Genomic DNA, 16,437 nt, shown 5'->3' on the forward strand with positions numbered 1-16,437 from the left:
CTAAAAAGGAAACATCATGAGTATGAATGTCGGCTCCCCATCCGCAGGCGCGGATCCGGAACCAATGATGGAAATGAATATGACGCCCCTCATCGATGTGATGTTGGTGCTGATTATCATGATGATCATTACGATTCCTAAAGCCAACCACTCGGTCAACTTGAACATGCCGGTCGGTACGCCGCCGCCATCGACCAAGGAACCGGTGGTCATCACGATTGACGTCGATTTCGACGGTACGATTCTGTGGGATAACAACGTCATTCCTGACCGCGGTACCCTGGAAGCGAAACTGGCCGATGTCGCAGCGCAAGCTGACCAGCCGGAAGTGCATCTGCGTCCGAACAAGCTGGTTGAGTACAAAGTCGTGGCACAAGTCATGGCTTCGGCTCAGCGTCTCGGTGTGACCAAGATTGGCCTGGTTGGCAACGAGCAGTTCCAATAATTAGTTCTATGTTCAACGATAGGCAGGACCATTCCTGCCTATTTCGCATTTTGAAGAAAGAAAACTTACCCATGACCAAGTTTCGTCTCGCTCATCTCGGCCTGGTAATGGCCGCTATTGGTTTTACTGCAGCAGCTCCCCTGGCAGGTTTTTCGTCGGTTGCCTTCGCAGCCGAAACAGTGCGCGCTGAAATCGGCAAACCATTGCAGGAAGCACAGAAACTGGCTGCGGCAGGAAAGAACAAGGAAGCACTCGCAAAATTGCGTGAAACCGACTCGGTCGGTAACAAATCCGCCAACGACACGTACCTGATCGAACGCACGCGCGCCTCCGCCGCGTCGGCCGCAGGCGACTTCGACACCGCCGCCAAGGCATTCGAAAGCGTGATCAACTCCGGCAAGCTGTCCGCTGCCGAACAACCAAAATTCACCCAGGCCCTGGCCGGTATCTACTACCGTATCAAGGACTATCCGAAAGCGATCACCTGGATCCAGCGCGCGCTCAAGGACAATCCGAGCGACGGCGCCATGAAGGAACTGCTGATCCAGACCTACTACATCAGCGGCAAGTACGCTGAAGCAGCCAAGGAACTGTCGTCGCAAAAGACCCTGAACGAAGCCCAGCTGGGCATGCTGGCCAACATCCAGCTCAAGCAAAACGACAAGACTGGCTACGTCCAGACCCTGGAACGCATGGCTGCCAGCTATCCGAAGCCACAAACCTGGGCCGACCTGCTGCAACGCGTGCAGACCAAGCCTGGCTACTCGTCCACGCTGTCGCTCGACGTGCTGCGCCTGCGCCTGGCCAACGGCCTGCTGACCAAGCCTTCCGAATACATGGAAATGAGCCAGCTGTCGCTGCAAACCGGCAATCCGGCTGAAGCACTGAAAATCATCAACGAAGGCTACAAGAAAGGCGCCCTGGGCACCGGTTCCGACGCCCCGCGCCACCAGCGCCTGAAAGACCTGGCAACCAAAACCCAGGCTGAGTTCGACGGCAAGCTGGCTGCGGCCGAAGCCGAAGCGACCAAGGCCAAGGATGCAGATGCGCTGGCCAACCTCGGTTATGCCCTGGTATCGTCCGGTAAAGCCGACAAGGGCCTGGCGCTGATGGATCAAGCGGTCAAGCTGGGCACCGGCCGCAATCCGGAAGCCATCAAGCTGCACTACGGTATCGCCCAGTCGATCGCCGGCAAGAAAGCGGCTGCGCTGTCCACCTTCAAGACGGTTAAAGGCACGGACGGCACCGCCGACCTGGCCCGTTACTGGACCATCAGCCTCAGCCATAGTTAAGATCCTGGCTCGCTGCAAGAAAAGCGTTGTTTGCTGCGGCAAACAGCGCTTTTTTTTCATCTTTTCCACCCTCTCCCCCGCTCACGTATAATCTTTCATTTAGCGTTAGTTTCCAGCACAATCCCATGAAGGTATTTCGAGGTCTTCCCAACGCGGCATCGCGTGCGCCGTGTGCGCTCACGATCGGCAATTTCGACGGTGTCCACCTGGGCCACCAGGCGTTGCTGGCCCGCGTGCGCGAAGCTGCCGGCGATCTCGGGCTCGAAGCGGCCGTGATGACGTTCGAGCCGCACCCGCGCGAATTTTTTGCGCAAAAATCGGGCGACCTGTCGCGCGCACCGGCGCGCATCGCCAACCTGCGCGACAAGCTGCAATCGCTGTCCGACAACGGCATCGACCGCGTGATCGTCGAACACTTTTCGTCCTCGTTTGCCGCTCTCACCCCGCAGGAATTTACCGAGAAAGTGCTGGTCGAAGGCTTGCACGTCAAGTGGCTGATGGTCGGCGACGATTTTTGCTACGGCGCACGCCGCGCCGGCAATGTGCAGATGCTGCAGGAAGCCGGCGAGCGTTACGGCTTCCACGTCGAAACCCTGCCTACCGTGATGAATGGCTCCACCCGCATCTCGTCGTCGGCCGTGCGCACCGCGCTGGCCGAAGGCGATTTTATCCGCGCCGAGGCGCTGCTGGGCCACCCGTACGCCATGTCCGGCCACGTGATCCACGGCCAGAAGCTGGGCCGCACGCTGGGCTTCCCGACCTTGAATCTGCGGGTGCCGCACCGCCCCGCCCTGATGGGCATCTTCATCGTCCAGGTGCATGGCCTGGCGGACCAGCCGCTGCCGGCCGTGGCCAGCCTGGGCGTGCGTCCCACCGTGGACGACAGCGGCCGCGTGCTGCTGGAAGTGCATATCTTCGACTTCGCGCAGAATTGCTACGGCAAGCAGGTGCGGGTGGAATTCCTGCAAAAGATCCGCGACGAAGAAAAATACGTCGACCTGCCCACGCTCACCGCCGCCATCGACCGCGATGCCGACATCGCCCGCGCGTACTTCGCGCAGCGCCATGGCGCCAAAAATGGTGCAACTTCGGCCACCGACCGAATTTGAGCGCGCGACCAGCTACGCGCGCCGGCTACCCCCAATTCCCCGAAATCTTATTGAAGAAATCCCATGTCCAATCCAAAATCCGACAACCCTAAAAACAGCAAGAAGCCAGAGAGCAAATACCCGGTCAACATGACCGAAACCCCGTTCCCGATGCGCGGCGACATGGCCAAGCGCGAGCCGACGTGGGTGCAGCAATGGCAGGACAAGAAGATCTACGAGCGCGTGCGCAAAGCCGCCGCCGGCCGGCCGAAGTTCATCCTGCACGACGGTCCGCCGTACGCCAACGGCGACATCCACCTGGGCCACGCGGTCAACAAGATCCTCAAGGACATGGTGATCAAATCGCGCTCGCTGGCCGGTTTCGACGCGCCGTACGTGCCGGGCTGGGACTGCCACGGCATGCCGATCGAAATCCAGATCGAAAAACTGTACGGCAAAAACCTGCCGACCGCCGAAGTGCTGACCAAGGCCCGCGCCTACGCGCTCGAGCAGGTGGACCGCCAGCGCAAGGACTTCATCCGCCTGGGCGTGCTGGGCGAATGGCAGAATCCATATCTCACCATGAACTACTCGAACGAGGCGGACGAACTGCGCGCGCTCGGCAAGCTGCTGGAAAAGGGATATGTCTATCGTGGCCTGAAACCGGTAAACTGGTGCTTCGACTGCCAGTCGGCGCTGGCCGAGGCGGAAGTGGAATACCAGGAAAAGCGCGATCCGGCCATCGACGTCGGCTTCAAGTTCGCCCAGTTCGACGCGCTGGCAGCGGCCTTCAACCTGCCGCAGCTGCCGACCGAAAACGGCTTCATCGTCATCTGGACCACCACCCCGTGGACCATCCCGTCCAACCAGGCATTGAACGTCAACCCGGAAGTGACCTACGCGCTGGTGCAGGCCGAGCGTGACGGCCAGCCGCTGCTCTTGATCCTGGCGCAGGACCTGGTGGAATCGTCGCTGGCGCGCTTCAAGCTCGAAGGCACCACGATTGCCACCACCCTGGGTGCGGCGCTGGAAAACATCAGCTTCCGCCATCCGCTGCACGCCGCCGATCCGTTCTACGACCGCCTGTCGCCCGTATACCTGGCCGACTACGTCACCACCGAGAGCGGCACCGGCGTGGTGCACTCGGCGCCCGCCTATGGCCTCGACGACTTTATCTCGTGCCGCAAGCATGGCCTGAAGGACGAGCAGATCTTGACGCCCGTGATGGGCGACGGCAAATTCGCGTCCACGCTGCCGCTGTTCGGCGGCCTGACCATCTGGGAAGCCTCGAAGCCGATCTGCGACGCGCTGCGCGACGCCGGCGCGCTGTTCGAACTCAAAATGTTCGCCCACAGCTATATGCACTGCTGGCGCCATAAAACCCCGATCATCTACCGCGCCACGTCGCAGTGGTTTGCGGGCATGGACGTCACGCCTGCCGACGGCGGCGCCACCCTGCGCGAGACCGCGCTGGCCGGCATCGAGCAAACCGAATTCTTCCCCGACTGGGGCCAGGCCCGCCTGCACGGCATGATCGCCAACCGTCCGGACTGGACCCTGTCGCGCCAGCGCCAGTGGGGCGTGCCGATGGCCTTCATCGTGCACAAGGAAACCGGCGCGCTGCATCCGCGCACCGCCGAGCTGCTGGAGCAGGTCGCCCAGCGCATCGAACAGGGCGGCATCGACGCCTGGCTGGCGCTCGACCTGAAAGACCTGCTCGGCGATGAGGCGGCCAGCTACGAAAAGAACAAGGACACGCTCGACGTGTGGTTCGATTCGGGCGTCACCCACCAGACCGTGCTGCGCGGTTCGCACAAGGAACAACTGGCCTTCCCGGCCGACCTGTACCTGGAAGGCTCGGACCAGCACCGCGGCTGGTTCCACTCGTCGCTGCTGACCGCCTCCATGCTGGACGGCAAACCGCCATACAAGGCGCTGCTGACCCACGGCTTCACGGTCGATGGCGAAGGCAAGAAGATGTCGAAGTCGCTCGGTAACACGCTGGCGCCGCAAAAGATCTCCGATACTCTGGGCGCCGACATCCTGCGCCTGTGGATCGCGTCCACCGACTACACCGGCGAGCTGTCGATCTCCGACGAGATCCTCAAACGCGTGACCGAAGCGTACCGCCGCATCCGCAACACGCTGCGCTTCCTGCTCGCCAACACGTCCGATTTCAACCAGGCGCAGCACGCGGTACCGCTGGAGCAGATGCTGGAAATCGACCGCTACGCGATCGCCAACATGGCCGCGCTGCAGGAAGAAATCGCCCAGCACTACGCCCGCTACGAATTCCAGCCCGTGTACTCGAAGCTGCAGAACTACTGCTCGGAAGACCTGGGCGGCTTCTACCTCGACATCCTCAAGGACCGCCTGTACACGTCGGCCGTCGATTCGCCGGCGCGCCGCTCGGCGCAGACCGCGCTGTGGCACATCACGCAAAGCCTGCTGCGCGTAATGGCTCCGGCGCTGTCGTTCACGGCGGAAGAAGCCTGGGCCATCTTCGCCGGCGAGGAAGCATACGCCGCCAGCGACGAGACCATCTTCACGCAGACCTGGTGGCAATTGCCGCAGCAGGCCGACGCCGGCGCTTTGCTGGCCAAGTACACGGCGCTGCGCACGGTGCGCGCGGACGTCACCAAGCAGCTCGAAGACCTGCGCACGTCGGGCGCAATCGGCTCGTCGCTGCAGGCGGAACTGTCGATCAAGGCGGCGGGCGACAAGTACAAGTTGCTGGCCAGCCTGGACGACGACTTGAAGTTCGTGTTCATCACGTCGGCCGCCCAGGTGGCTGAAGTATCGACCGAAGCGGAAGAAGTGGTAGCAGTCGCCGCATCGACGGCGGAAAAGTGCGAGCGCTGCTGGCACTACCGCGCCGACGTGGGCGCCCACGCCGACCACCCTACCCTGTGCGGCCGCTGCTACAGCAACCTGTTCGGTGCGGGCGAACAGCGCAAGTTCGCTTAAGATGAAGGCCCTGCGCTCCTGCCCACCGCCCGGTGGCGGGAGCGCAGGTGAAACGATCCAACTGACTATTTATGGCCACCAAAAAAATCATCTCTTCCAAATCCTCGGCCAGCCTGACGCCGTGGCTGGGCATCGCCTTCATCATCATCCTGATCGACCAGCTGACCAAGATCACCATCACCCGCACGTTCGCGCTCGGTGAAGAGAAATTCATCACGTCGTTCTTCAACCTGGTGCTGGCGTATAACAAGGGCGCCGCGTTCAGCTTCCTTCACGACGCCGGCGGCTGGCAGCGCCATTTCTTTACCGCGATCGGCCTGGCGGCGGCAGCCTACATCATCTACCTGCTGAAAAAGCACGGCGGCCAGCGCATGTTCTCGTGGGCGCTGACGCTGGTGCTCGGCGGCGCGCTCGGCAACGTGATCGACCGCGTGGTGTACGGCCATGTCGTGGACTTCCTCGATTTCCACTGGGAGGGCCTTGGCCACTTCCCGGCGTTCAATGTCGCCGATGCGGCGATCTGCATCGGCGCCGCGCTGTTCATCCTCGATGAGCTGCGCCGGGTAAACAAATAAAGCGGAGAGCATCATGGAATTGAGCGGCAAGAAAATCGTGCTGGGCCTGTCCGGCGGCGTGGCGTGCTACAAGTCGGCGGAATTGTGCCGCGCGCTGACCCGCGCCGGCGCCTCGGTGCAGGTGGTCATGACCGACGCCGCCGAACACTTCATCACGGCCGTGACCATGCAGGCGCTGTCCGGTAACAAGGTGTATTCGAGCCAGTGGGACCCGCGCGTGGACAACAACATGGCCCACATCGATGTTACCCGCCACGCGGACGCGATCATGATCGCGCCCTGCTCGGCCGACTTCATGGCCAAGCTGGCGCACGGCGTGTGCGACGACCTGCTCTCCACCATGTGCCTGGCGCGCCCGCGCCACGTGCCGCTCCTGATCGCGCCGGCCATGAACGTGGAAATGTGGCAGAACCCCGCCACCGGCCGCAACGCCCGCCAGCTCGAAGACGACGGCATCGTCATCTTCGGCCCGGCCGCCGGCGACCAGGCCTGCGGCGAAGTGGGCATGGGCCGCATGCTGGAACCGGCGCAACTGCTGGAAGAACTGATCGCATCGTTCCAGCCGAAAGTGCTGGCCGGTAAACGCATCCTGATCACGGCCGGACCGACGTTCGAGGCCATCGACCCGGTGCGCGGCATCACCAATCTGTCGTCGGGCAAGATGGGTTACGCGGTGGCGCGCGCGGCGCGCGAAGCCGGCGCCGAAGTGGTGCTGGTATCGGGCCCCACGGCGCTGCCGGCGCCGTTCGGCGTGCAGCGCATCAACGTGCAAAGCGCGATGCAGATGCACGACGCGGTGCTGGCCAATGTCGATCACCAGCACATCTTCATCGCGGTGGCGGCGGTGGCCGACTGGCGCATCTCGAATGCCAGCGAACAGAAACTGAAAAAGAACCCGGACGGCTCGGTGCCCGACCTGAAATTCGAGCAGAACCCGGACATCCTGGCCACAGTGGCGGCGCGCACATCGCTGGCCGGCCATCCGTATTGCGTTGGCTTTGCCGCCGAGTCGGAAAACCTGATCCAGTTCGGCGCCGACAAGCGCGAGAAAAAAGGTATTCCACTTTTGGTCGGTAATATCGGCCACCACACCTTCGGCCAGGACGACAACACCATCATCCTGTTCGACGAAAACGGCCACACCATCCTGCCGCGCGCCGACAAGCTCACGCTGGCGCGCCAGCTGATTTCCGAAATTTCCAAACGCATCACCCAGCATTCGCTCTTCGACAAATAACATGAACACTATCGACGTCAAAATCCTCGACCCGCGCATGAAAGACCAGTTGCCGGCCTACGCCACTCCGGGTTCCGCCGGTCTCGACCTGCGTGCCTGCATCGACGCGCCCATGGTCATCGAAGCCGGCCAGACCGTCCTGATTCCCACCGGGCTGGCGATCCACGTGGCCAATCCCGGCTACGCCGCCATGATCCTACCGCGCAGCGGCATGGGACACAAGAACGGCATCGTGCTCGGGAATCTGGTAGGCTTGATCGACTCCGATTACCAGGGCCAACTGATGATTTCGACCTGGAATCGCGGCCATAGCGCATTCACCCTGAACCCGATGGAACGGCTGGCGCAACTGATTATCGTGCCGGTGCTGCAGGTGGGCTTCAACGTGGTGGAAGAATTTGACAGCAGCGAACGTGGCGTCGGAGGCTTCGGCAGCACGGGCGTACAATAAAGAGCAGGAGACTTCAGGATGGTTCGGCAGCACACTTCGACAAAACTCGCTTCATTGTCCCTGGTCGCGGCAGCCAGCCTGCTCACCGCCTGCACCACCTACACGGTGCGCCCCACGGACGGCGCGTCCGAGCCGGCCGTGGTCCGCACCATCAACCAGGACCAGCCGGTGGTCACCGCCAAGATGGCGGCGGCTCGCGAAGAACTGGGCCAGATGGTGGCGCTGCAAGACCGCCTGTACCGCATTGCCGCCCCGCTCCTGATCAATAACGCCGACCTGTGCCGCTCGCAGGCGCGCAACCTGCTGGGCTTTACCGCCAAGAACCGCTACTCGTACTCGGGCGAATACGTCGATGCCGCCACGGCAGTGCTCAACTATGGCGACCGCCTGGAAGTGGCCAGCGTGCTCGCCGGCAGCGGCGCCGCCAAGGCCGGCCTGAAACAGGGCGACATCCTGCTGGCCGCCGAAGGAAAGGAACTGCCGCGCGGCGCCAACGCTGAAACGCAGGCGGCCGGCATCCTCGGTCCGCTCGCGTCCAGCAACAAAACCCTGAACCTGATGGTCGAGCGCAAGAACGCCAACGTGCCGCTCAAGGTGCCCGTCACGCGCGCCTGCGCCTTTAAAATCGACATCGGCAATGTCGATAACATCAACGCCTATGCCGACGGCCAGCGCGTGCTGATCACGCGCGGCATGGTCAATTTCGCCCAGACCGACGAAGCGATTGCCTACGTGCTGGCCAAGGACATGGCCCACAACATCCTCGGCCATGCCGCCACCACGCGTTCGGCCTACACGGTGGCCAGCATCATCGACAATCTGGTCACCATTCGTCCCGACACCTCCATGCTGATCGGCAGCGCTGGCGTCAAGCCGATGCCGCAGGAGCTCGATGGCGCCGCCGACCGCCTGTCGCTCTACATGGTGGCCCGCGCCGGCTACAGCACGGCCGGCGCCCGCGCCTTCTGGCAACGCCTGACCACGCAGTATCCGGCCACGGTCCTCAACGGCTACACCGCCAATCATCCTTCGGTGAACTATCGCCTGTCGGTGATCGACAAGACCGTCGCCGAAATCCGCAGCAAGCAGTCTTCCAACAAACCGCTGGTGCCGTAGGAGTCATCGATGAACAAGTCCGCCCTGTCGGTCGTGGTGTGCCTGTTGTTTGCGGCAGCGGGCGGCGCCCAGGCCGCGCAATGGGCCAAGGTGGGCGGCGCCTCGGGCGGCGCCGGCAATGTCTATTACATCGACCGTGCCAGCGTGATCAAGAAGGACAAGACGCGCAAGGTGTGGTCGCTGCACTCGTTCGCACGCGCGCAGAATTCGCCCGAGGGCAAGCCGTACAAATCGGTGAAGGCGCTGCACCTGTATTCGTGCGAAGACCGCACCACCATCCTGCTCTCGCAGGTGTTTTACCCGGAAGCCATGGGCAAGGGCGAGGCGCTGGAAACCTACAAGTACGAGAAATTCACGGCGGAAGATATCGTCCCCGACAGCCCGTACGACAATGCACTCGCCATCGTCTGCAAGCCGTAGATCGCCTGGCAAAGCCTCCAGAGCTGCGTTGCAGCTCCTCGCCGTACGCTCGTACTGTCTTCGTCGCTGCGCCTTGCTCTGTAAGCTTTGCCAGGCGATCTAACATCATCAGGTGAAATTCGGAAAGTCCGGAAACACGGTGGCCATCAGCCACGTGAGCGCGCCACACAGCAGCACCACGCCGACCAGCACCAGCAGCAGGCGGCCGAACTTCGGACCGTCTTCATCGTCACTGTCGTCTTCGTAATGATTCGGTTCGGTCATGGCGTGCCTGCACGGTTCGGAGAGGCATAGTATATTCCAACCATGGACAGCATCGATCTCGAAGTACTTAAAACCAGCGCAGCGTGGATCGCCTCCGGGCGCCGCTGCGAACTCATCACCGTCATCAAGACCTGGGGCAGCAGCCCGCGTCCGATCGGCGCCACCCTGGCCATCTGCGAAGATGGCACCGTGATCGGCTCGGTCTCGGGCGGCTGTATCGAGGACGACCTGATCGCGCGTGTGCGCGATCATGGCATCAGCCGCACAGCGCCCGAAATCGTCAGCTACGGCATCACTGCCGACGAGGCGCACCGTTTCGGCCTGCCCTGCGGCGGCACCATCGAACTGGCGATCGAACCGCTGGCACAGCACAGCCGCATCGCCGAGCTGCTCGAACGGCTCGAACGCCACGAACTGGTGCAACGCCGGCTCGACCTGCACACCGGTGCGGTGGAACTGTCGGTGGCGCCGCCCGGCGCGCAGATGCAGGTCAGCGACCGCGCCATGGTCACGCTGCACGGTCCGCGCTGGCGGTTGCTGATCATCGGCGCCGGCCAGTTGTCGCGCTTCCTGGCGCAGATCGCCACCGCCATGGACTATCACGTGATCGTGTGCGACCCGCGCGAGGAATACCGCGCCGGCTGGCACGTGGACGGCGTGCAGCTGGTGCACGACATGCCCGACGATACGGTTACCGCCATGCGGCTCGACCATCGCAGCGCGGTGGTCGCGCTCACCCACGATCCCAAGCTCGACGACCTGGCGCTGATGGAGGCACTGAAGTCCGACGCGTTTTATGTCGGCGCGATCGGCTCGCGCCTGAACAACAGCAAGCGCCGCGAGCGGCTGCTGCAATTCGACCTGACGCCGGCACAACTGGCGCGCCTGCACGGGCCGATCGGCCTCTACATCGGCAGCAAGACGCCGTCGGAGATTGCCATCTCGATCCTGGCCGAACTGACCGCGACCAAGAACGGCGTGCCGACCGCGATGCTGGTGCCCCACGCGGCGGCGCCGACGGCGCCGGGTGACGATGTGTGCGTGGTGGAGACCGGCGCCGTTTAGCCTGACAGCCCGAAGGAGGGCGGGCAGGGACGCCGGGTCGCTTTCGGGTTCGGCCACCGCGCCGAGCAGTGCAGGATAAAAGCAAGAACCGGCTGGTATTCCCCTGCGTGCTGCGGGACAATGGCACCATGAGCACAGCTAACCTCCTCCGCCTGATCTTCCTCGCCGCCATCTGGGGCGGCTCTTTCCTCTTCATGCGCATCGCCGCGCCCGTGCTCGGTGCGCCGGTGCTGATCGAATACCGTGTGCTGTTTGCCGCGCTGTTCCTGGCCGTGATGGCGCTGGTGCTGAAAAAACCGCTGGCCCTGCGCCAGCACTGGAAGCACTACCTGATCCTGGGCCTGGTCAATTCCGCGCTGCCGTTTCTCCTGTTCGCGTTTGCCGCGCGCACGCTGTCGGTATCGCTGATGGCAGTGCTCAATGCCAGCACGCCGCTGTGGGGCACCTTGATCGCGGCGGTGTGGTCGCGCCACCCGATCACGCCAAAGGTAGCAATCGGCCTTCTGTTAGGGGCGTGCGGTGTGGCGTTGCTGGTCGGCTTCGACCATGTGACGTCCAAGCCCGGCGCCGGCATCGCCATCGTGGCCGTGCTGTGCGCCTCGTTCATGTATGGCGTGGCCAGTAATTACACCCGCAGCGCGGCCAGTGCGCAAGGCGTGGAACCATTTGCCAACGCCCACGGTTCGATGTGGGCGTCGGTGCTGCTGGTGCTGCCGGTGGTGCCGTTCTTCCCGGCGCCGGCCACGCCCACCATTGGCGAGATGGGCGCAGTGATCGCGCTGGGGGTGCTGTGCAGCGGCGTGGCCTACCTGATCTACTTTCGCCTGATCCAGGACGTGGGGCCGTCGTCGGCGCTGACCGTGACGTTCCTCAGTCCCCTGTTCGGCATCCTGTGGGGCGTGCTGTTCGTCGACGAAGCGATCCATTGGTACACGGTCGCCGGCGCCGGCATCGTGGTCGTGGGCACCGCACTGGTGACGGGCTTCCGCCCGAATTTCGGCGCGCTGCGCAAGGCCCGCGCCTGATGGCCAGCCTCACCTTCACGTTCGAGCTGGCGCCCGGCTATCGCCTGCATGACGTGCTGGCCTTCCACCGCCGCGATACCGAGGCGGTGGCCGAGCAGGTCAGTGAAGCCCGGCTGCGCAAGGGCGTGATGCTGGGCGGCGTGCCGGTGCTGCTGGACGTATCGTTTGAAAGCCTCGTTGATGCATCGAGCAGCGCCAGCGCGCCGGGACGCGCGGCCTGCACGGTGCACGCCGACGGCAAGCTGTCCGCCGCCGCGCGCCGCCGCCTGGAAGGGCAAGCGCATGACGCCCTGCTCAACATCCTCGGCTTGCGCATCGACCCGGCGCCGTTTTGCGCGTTTGCCGCCGGCGATGCGCTGCTGGGCGTGCTGGTACGGGCGCAGCCGGGCCTGCTGATCGTGCAGTCGGCCACCGTGTTCGAGGCGCTGACTTGGGCCGTGATCGGCCAGCAGATCAACCTGTCGTTCGCCATCGCGCTGCGCCGCACCCTGATCGAGCTGGCCGGACGCCGGCACAGCAGCGGCTTGTGGTGCTATCCGGGGCCACAGGACGTGGCCGCGCTGGAACTCGACGCACTGCTGGCACGCAAATTTTCACGCGCCAAAGCGGAAACCTTGCTGCGGCTGGCGCAACTGGTGCACAGCGGCGCGCTCGATCTCGAGCTTTCGCCCACCAACAGCATCGAACAGATTTCGGCGGCGCTGCTGGCGATCAAGGGTATCGGCCCGTGGACCGTCAACTACGGCCTGCTGCGCGGCTACGGCCATGCCGACTGCTCGCTGCACGGCGACGTCGCCATCCGCGCCGCCCTGCAGGCGCTGCTCGGCGAAGACACCAAGCCCGCCATGGCGCGCACCGAACAGCTGCTGGCGCGTTACGCCCCGCACCGGACCATGGCGGCGGCGCACTTGTGGGCCAGCTTGCATCCGCGTGCCAGCGATCAGTAAAAAACCACGGCACAAATGAAAAAACGCTGACTTCTTTCGAAATCAGCGTTTTTAGTATCTGGTTGCGGGGACAGGATTTGAACCTGTGACCTTCGGGTTATGAGCCCGACGAGCTGCCAGACTGCTCCACCCCGCGTCTGTATGGATGTATTATAGGGCAGTTCAGGGGATTAGGCAATATTAATCCCGAAATGATTGCTGATAGACCGAATAAATCCGCAGAGCCCCTTTCAACGGGCATGTCCGCGCGCCGCAATCGGTGTAAAGTAGGCAAATGAACAAACCATCCCGACCAGTCAGCATCTGCCCATGAAATATTGTTCCGAATGCGCCGCCGCCGTCACCCTGACGATCCCCGCTGGCGATAACCGCCCCCGTTTTGTCTGCATTAACTGCGGCACGATCCACTATCAGAATCCGAAAATGGTGCTGGGCTCGATCCCGGTCTGGGAGCGCGAAGGCGAACTCAAGGTGCTGTTATGCAAGCGCGCGATCGAACCGCGCCATGGTTACTGGACCCTGCCTGCCGGTTTCATGGAAAACGGCGAAACCACGGCCCAGGCGGCGATCCGCGAAACCGAAGAGGAAGCCGGCGCCCACATCGAACTCGGCAAGCTGTTTTCGATGCTGAACGTGGTGCGCGTGCAGCAGGTACATATGTTTTACCTGGCCACCCTGCTCGACCTCGATTTTGCGCCCGGCATCGAAAGCCTGGACGTGCAATTGTTCAGCGAGGCGGAGATTCCGTGGGACGACCTGGCCTTCCCCACCATCCGCGCCACGCTCGAACTGTTCTTTGCCGACCGCGCCCGCATGCGCGAAGCGGGTTCCCGGGACGACTACGGTTTCCATGAACACGATATCCACCGGGCCATGCGTTCGGACGATGCAACGTGATCCCTTGGCTCGACACTGACACGCCCTTCCCCGATGTCTCGACCGCGCTCACGCGCGAGGCGCCGGGGCTGCTGGCCGCCGGCGCCGACCTGTCTCCGCAGCGGCTGTTGATGGCTTACCGGCACGGCATCTTCCCGTGGTTTTCGGAAGGCCAGCCCATCCTGTGGTGGAGCACCGATCCGCGCATGGTCTTGATGACCGACCAGTTCCGGGTCAGCGACAGCCTGCGCAAGACCTTGCGCAAAGTGGAGCGTGAACGCACCAACCCGGACGGCCGACGGTGGCAGGTGCGCTTCGATAGTGCATTCGAGGAGGTCATGCGCGCGTGCGCCGCACCGCGCCGCGACGGCCCCGGTACCTGGATTTCGGAAGACATCATTGCCGGCTACACGGGCTTGCACCGGCTGGGCTACGCACACAGCGCCGAGGTATGGCTCGATGGCGAACTGGTCGGGGGCGCGTACGGCGTTTCGATCGGGCGCATGTTCTACGGCGAGTCGATGTTTGCCCGCGTGACGGACGGTTCCAAGATCGCCCTGGCTTACCTGGTGCGGTTCTTGCAAGATCATGGCGTCCAGATGATTGATTGCCAGCAGGAAACTAACCACCTGGCCTCGCTGGGCGCCGCACCGATTCCGCGTGAGCGCTTTTTAATACACTTGCGCAACAATATTGGCTTACCTCAAATCAAGGACTGGGAGCCGATTGCGCCGCTGGCTCCGCGCAGTTAAGCTGGAGCAAAATCCTGCGACACGGTTCCTTGATTAACGCTATTATTGGTCAAAAGAACAACCGCCCGGTCATACACCAAGTATGGGGCACCGAACTAGGACCGGCATGACGCACCTGAACGAACTGCCTTTTGCGACGCTGCAGTTTTATACCACCGCGCCCTACCCGTGCTCGTATCTCGACGGGCGGCAGGCACGCTCGCAAGTCGCCACCCCGTCGCACCTGATCAATGCCGATGTGTATTCGGAACTGGTCAAGAACGGCTTCCGGCGCAGCGGCATCTTTACTTACCGCCCGTATTGCGACGGTTGCCAGGCTTGTATCCCGGTGCGGGTGGTGGTCGATCAATTCCTGTCCAGCCGAGGCCAGCGCCGTGCGTGGGCACGCCATGCCGACCTGATACCGGGCGTGGCCACGCTGTCCTTCTCCGACGAACACTACGATTTGTACCTGCGCTACCAGAGCAAGCGCCATGCTGGCGGCGGCATGGACCAGGACAGCCGCGACCAGTATGCCCAGTTCCTGCTGCAAAGCCGGGTGAACACGCGGCTGGTGGAGTTCCGCGAACCGGGCGGCGTGCTGCGCATGGTCAGCATCATCGACGTGCTGTCCGACGGCCTGTCGTCGGTGTACACGTTTTTCGATCCCGACGTGGAAGGCGCGTCGTACGGCACGTTCAACATCCTCTGGCAAATCTCGCAGGCGCGCGAATTGAAGCTGCCTTACGTGTATCTTGGCTATTGGATCAAGGAAAGCCAGAAGATGTCCTATAAAACCAACTTCAAACCGCTGGAAGCGCGCATCAAAGGCGTGTGGAGTGTACTGGGCGACTGATAAAATACGGGCGAACAACATCCAGAGCGCCCTCATGTCCCAAAACTTCCTGTACTCCCTGGCCCGTCCGCTGCTGTTCTCCATGGACGCCGAGCAAGCCCACCACACCACCCTGCCCGCGCTCAAGCGCGCTGCCGCCCTCGGTCTGACCAAGCTGGTCAAACAACCGGCGGCCGATCCGCGCACGGTGATGGGCATCACGTTCAAGAACCCGGTGGGCCTGGCGGCTGGCCTCGACAAGGACGGCGCCTATATCGACGCGCTGGCCGACCTCGGTTTCGGTTCGATCGAAGTGGGCACCGTCACGCCGCGTGCGCAGGCCGGCAATCCCAAGCCGCGCATGTTCCGCCTGCCAGAGGCGCACGGCATCATCAACCGCATGGGGTTTAATAACGGCGGCGTCGATGCCTTCGTGGCCAATGTGCAGTCGTCGCGCTTTTACCAGGACAAGGCCGGCGTGCTGGGCCTCAATATCGGCAAGAACGCCGATACGCCGATCGAACGCGCCACCGACGACTACCTGCACTGCCTGGAAAAAGTCTATCCGTACGCCAGCTATGTCACCGTCAACATCTCGTCGCCCAACACCAAGAACCTGCGCCAGCTGCAAGGCGGCTCCGAGCTCGACGGCCTGCTGGGCACCTTGAAAGAGGCGCAGCTGCGCCTGGCCGACCAGCACAAGCGCTACGTGCCGCTGGCCCTGAAAATCGCGCCGGACATGGACGGCGACCAGGTCAAGAACATTGCCGATGCGCTGGTACGCCACCGGATCGACGGCGTGATCGCCACCAACACCACCCTGAGCCGCGACGCGGTGACCGGCATGCGCCACGGCGCCGAAGCCGGCGGCCTGTCGGGCGCGCCCGTGTTCGCGCTGTCGAACACCGTCATCAAGCTGCTCAAGGCGGAACTGGGCGACGCGCTGCCGATCATCGGCGTGGGCGGCATCATGCGCGGCGCCGACGCCAGGGTCAAAATGGACTGCGGCGCGCAACTGGTACAACTGTACAGCGGCTTGATTTATGCCGGCCCGGCCCTGGTGCGCGACTGCGCCGACGCCGTGCGTGGCAAATAAAGGACAT

Annotated in this window: 17 protein-coding genes and 1 tRNA gene; 16 read left to right on the forward strand and 2 right to left on the reverse strand. The window is 63.1% G+C overall.

Going from position 1 to position 16,437, the window contains the following annotated elements:
- The first annotated feature begins 16 nt into the window (after positions 1 to 16).
- The 9 genes from ASF04_RS10310 to ASF04_RS10350 all read left to right on the forward strand — a co-directional run bounded on the left by ASF04_RS10310 (position 17) and on the right by ASF04_RS10350 (position 9,591).
- Positions 17 to 445: a biopolymer transporter ExbD gene (locus ASF04_RS10310; protein WP_200931082.1), complete on the forward strand. Its 429-nt coding sequence runs from the start codon at positions 17 to 19 to the stop codon at positions 443 to 445.
- 71 nt (positions 446 to 516) lie between these two features.
- Entirely contained in the window at positions 517 to 1,737 is a 1,221-nt protein-coding gene (locus tag ASF04_RS10315) for a tetratricopeptide repeat protein (RefSeq protein WP_229204999.1), read from the forward strand.
- Positions 1,738 to 1,862: 125 nt separating this feature from the next.
- Complete coding sequence (locus ASF04_RS10320) at positions 1,863 to 2,846, forward strand: bifunctional riboflavin kinase/FAD synthetase (RefSeq protein ID WP_056140826.1); 984 nt, start codon at positions 1,863 to 1,865, stop codon at positions 2,844 to 2,846.
- Positions 2,847 to 2,909: 63 nt separating this feature from the next.
- Positions 2,910 to 5,792 (forward strand): isoleucine--tRNA ligase, encoded by a 2,883-nt coding sequence (ileS, locus tag ASF04_RS10325; protein WP_056140827.1) that lies wholly within the window; start codon positions 2,910 to 2,912, stop codon positions 5,790 to 5,792.
- 71 nt (positions 5,793 to 5,863) lie between these two features.
- Positions 5,864 to 6,367, forward strand: a complete 504-nt coding sequence (lspA, locus tag ASF04_RS10330; RefSeq protein ID WP_056140831.1) for a signal peptidase II — start codon at positions 5,864 to 5,866, stop codon at positions 6,365 to 6,367.
- Positions 6,368 to 6,380: 13 nt separating this feature from the next.
- Positions 6,381 to 7,604, forward strand: coding sequence for a bifunctional phosphopantothenoylcysteine decarboxylase/phosphopantothenate--cysteine ligase CoaBC (gene coaBC, locus ASF04_RS10335; RefSeq protein ID WP_152881693.1), 1,224 nt, complete (start codon positions 6,381 to 6,383; stop codon positions 7,602 to 7,604).
- A 1-nt stretch (position 7,605) separates the two neighbouring features.
- Positions 7,606 to 8,055: a dUTP diphosphatase gene (dut, locus tag ASF04_RS10340; protein ID WP_056140838.1), complete on the forward strand. Its 450-nt coding sequence runs from the start codon at positions 7,606 to 7,608 to the stop codon at positions 8,053 to 8,055.
- 18 nt (positions 8,056 to 8,073) lie between these two features.
- The gene (locus ASF04_RS10345; RefSeq protein WP_056140841.1) at positions 8,074 to 9,171 is read left to right on the forward strand and encodes a M48 family metallopeptidase; all 1,098 of its coding nucleotides are present in this window, start codon (positions 8,074 to 8,076) and stop codon (positions 9,169 to 9,171) included.
- Between the two features lie 9 nt (positions 9,172 to 9,180).
- Positions 9,181 to 9,591, forward strand: a complete 411-nt coding sequence (locus tag ASF04_RS10350) for a surface-adhesin E family protein (protein ID WP_056140844.1) — start codon at positions 9,181 to 9,183, stop codon at positions 9,589 to 9,591.
- A 108-nt stretch (positions 9,592 to 9,699) separates the two neighbouring features.
- Here the strand turns inward: ASF04_RS10350 and ASF04_RS27835 are convergent, their stop codons facing one another.
- Positions 9,700 to 9,855, reverse strand: coding sequence for a hypothetical protein (locus ASF04_RS27835; protein WP_164474767.1), 156 nt, complete (start codon positions 9,853 to 9,855; stop codon positions 9,700 to 9,702).
- 42 nt (positions 9,856 to 9,897) lie between these two features.
- On the opposite strand from ASF04_RS27835, the gene ASF04_RS10355 reads away from it, so the two are divergent.
- The 3 genes from ASF04_RS10355 (at position 9,898) to ASF04_RS10365 (ending at position 12,892) form a co-directional block, all read left to right on the forward strand.
- Positions 9,898 to 10,920 carry an XdhC family protein gene (locus ASF04_RS10355; RefSeq protein WP_056140847.1) on the forward strand — a complete coding sequence of 341 codons (1,023 nt, stop codon included), beginning with the start codon at positions 9,898 to 9,900 and terminating at the stop codon, positions 10,918 to 10,920.
- Between the two features lie 128 nt (positions 10,921 to 11,048).
- A complete protein-coding gene (locus ASF04_RS10360) occupies positions 11,049 to 11,945 on the forward strand; it encodes a DMT family transporter (RefSeq protein WP_056141934.1) in 897 nt (298 codons plus the stop codon).
- On the forward strand, positions 11,945 to 12,892 hold the full coding sequence (locus tag ASF04_RS10365) for a DNA-3-methyladenine glycosylase 2 (protein ID WP_056140850.1): 948 nt from the start codon (positions 11,945 to 11,947) through the stop codon (positions 12,890 to 12,892). The genes ASF04_RS10360 and ASF04_RS10365 overlap by 1 nt, the downstream gene beginning before the upstream one ends.
- A gap of 59 nt (positions 12,893 to 12,951) precedes the next feature.
- Here the strand turns inward: ASF04_RS10365 and ASF04_RS10370 are convergent.
- Positions 12,952 to 13,028: transfer RNA gene (locus ASF04_RS10370), tRNA-Met, on the reverse strand.
- Between the two features lie 173 nt (positions 13,029 to 13,201).
- On the opposite strand from ASF04_RS10370, the gene ASF04_RS10375 reads away from it, so the two are divergent.
- From ASF04_RS10375 to ASF04_RS10390, 4 genes are all read left to right on the forward strand, one after another.
- A complete protein-coding gene (locus ASF04_RS10375; RefSeq protein ID WP_056140854.1) occupies positions 13,202 to 13,789 on the forward strand; it encodes an NUDIX hydrolase in 588 nt (195 codons plus the stop codon).
- Positions 13,786 to 14,520, forward strand: a complete 735-nt coding sequence (gene aat, locus ASF04_RS10380) for a leucyl/phenylalanyl-tRNA--protein transferase (RefSeq protein ID WP_056140857.1) — start codon at positions 13,786 to 13,788, stop codon at positions 14,518 to 14,520. Before ASF04_RS10375 ends, aat begins: the two co-directional genes overlap by 4 nt.
- A gap of 106 nt (positions 14,521 to 14,626) precedes the next feature.
- Complete coding sequence (locus ASF04_RS10385) at positions 14,627 to 15,355, forward strand: arginyltransferase (protein WP_056140860.1); 729 nt, start codon at positions 14,627 to 14,629, stop codon at positions 15,353 to 15,355.
- Between the two features lie 34 nt (positions 15,356 to 15,389).
- Positions 15,390 to 16,430: a quinone-dependent dihydroorotate dehydrogenase gene (locus tag ASF04_RS10390; protein WP_056140862.1), complete on the forward strand. Its 1,041-nt coding sequence runs from the start codon at positions 15,390 to 15,392 to the stop codon at positions 16,428 to 16,430.
- Positions 16,431 to 16,437 lie beyond the last annotated feature (7 nt).

It is taken from the genome of Duganella sp. Leaf61, assembly GCF_001421905.1.
GTDB classification, from domain to species: domain Bacteria; phylum Pseudomonadota; class Gammaproteobacteria; order Burkholderiales; family Burkholderiaceae_D; genus Rugamonas; species Rugamonas zoogloeoides.

Bases quoted from the DNA above. Each gene is read 5' to 3' on its own strand.
- ASF04_RS10345 (WP_056140841.1), top strand. From the start codon at position 8,074: ATGGTTCGGCAGCACACTTCGACAAAACTCGCTTCATTGTCCCTGGTC.
- ASF04_RS10315 (WP_229204999.1), top strand. From the start codon at position 517: ATGACCAAGTTTCGTCTCGCTCATCTCGGCCTGGTAATGGCCGCTATT.
- ASF04_RS10350 (WP_056140844.1), top strand. From the start codon at position 9,181: ATGAACAAGTCCGCCCTGTCGGTCGTGGTGTGCCTGTTGTTTGCGGCA.
- ASF04_RS10375 (WP_056140854.1), top strand. From the start codon at position 13,202: ATGAAATATTGTTCCGAATGCGCCGCCGCCGTCACCCTGACGATCCCC.
- ASF04_RS10355 (WP_056140847.1), top strand. From the start codon at position 9,898: ATGGACAGCATCGATCTCGAAGTACTTAAAACCAGCGCAGCGTGGATC.
- dut (WP_056140838.1), top strand. From the start codon at position 7,606: ATGAACACTATCGACGTCAAAATCCTCGACCCGCGCATGAAAGACCAG.
- ASF04_RS10310 (WP_200931082.1), top strand. From the start codon at position 17: ATGAGTATGAATGTCGGCTCCCCATCCGCAGGCGCGGATCCGGAACCA.
- ASF04_RS10390 (WP_056140862.1), top strand. From the start codon at position 15,390: ATGTCCCAAAACTTCCTGTACTCCCTGGCCCGTCCGCTGCTGTTCTCC.
- ASF04_RS10365 (WP_056140850.1), top strand. From the start codon at position 11,945: ATGGCCAGCCTCACCTTCACGTTCGAGCTGGCGCCCGGCTATCGCCTG.
- ASF04_RS27835 (WP_164474767.1), bottom strand. From the start codon at position 9,855: ATGACCGAACCGAATCATTACGAAGACGACAGTGACGATGAAGACGGT.
- lspA (WP_056140831.1), top strand. From the start codon at position 5,864: ATGGCCACCAAAAAAATCATCTCTTCCAAATCCTCGGCCAGCCTGACG.
- ASF04_RS10360 (WP_056141934.1), top strand. From the start codon at position 11,049: ATGAGCACAGCTAACCTCCTCCGCCTGATCTTCCTCGCCGCCATCTGG.
- ileS (WP_056140827.1), top strand. From the start codon at position 2,910: ATGTCCAATCCAAAATCCGACAACCCTAAAAACAGCAAGAAGCCAGAG.
- ASF04_RS10320 (WP_056140826.1), top strand. From the start codon at position 1,863: ATGAAGGTATTTCGAGGTCTTCCCAACGCGGCATCGCGTGCGCCGTGT.
- ASF04_RS10385 (WP_056140860.1), top strand. From the start codon at position 14,627: ATGACGCACCTGAACGAACTGCCTTTTGCGACGCTGCAGTTTTATACC.
- coaBC (WP_152881693.1), top strand. From the start codon at position 6,381: ATGGAATTGAGCGGCAAGAAAATCGTGCTGGGCCTGTCCGGCGGCGTG.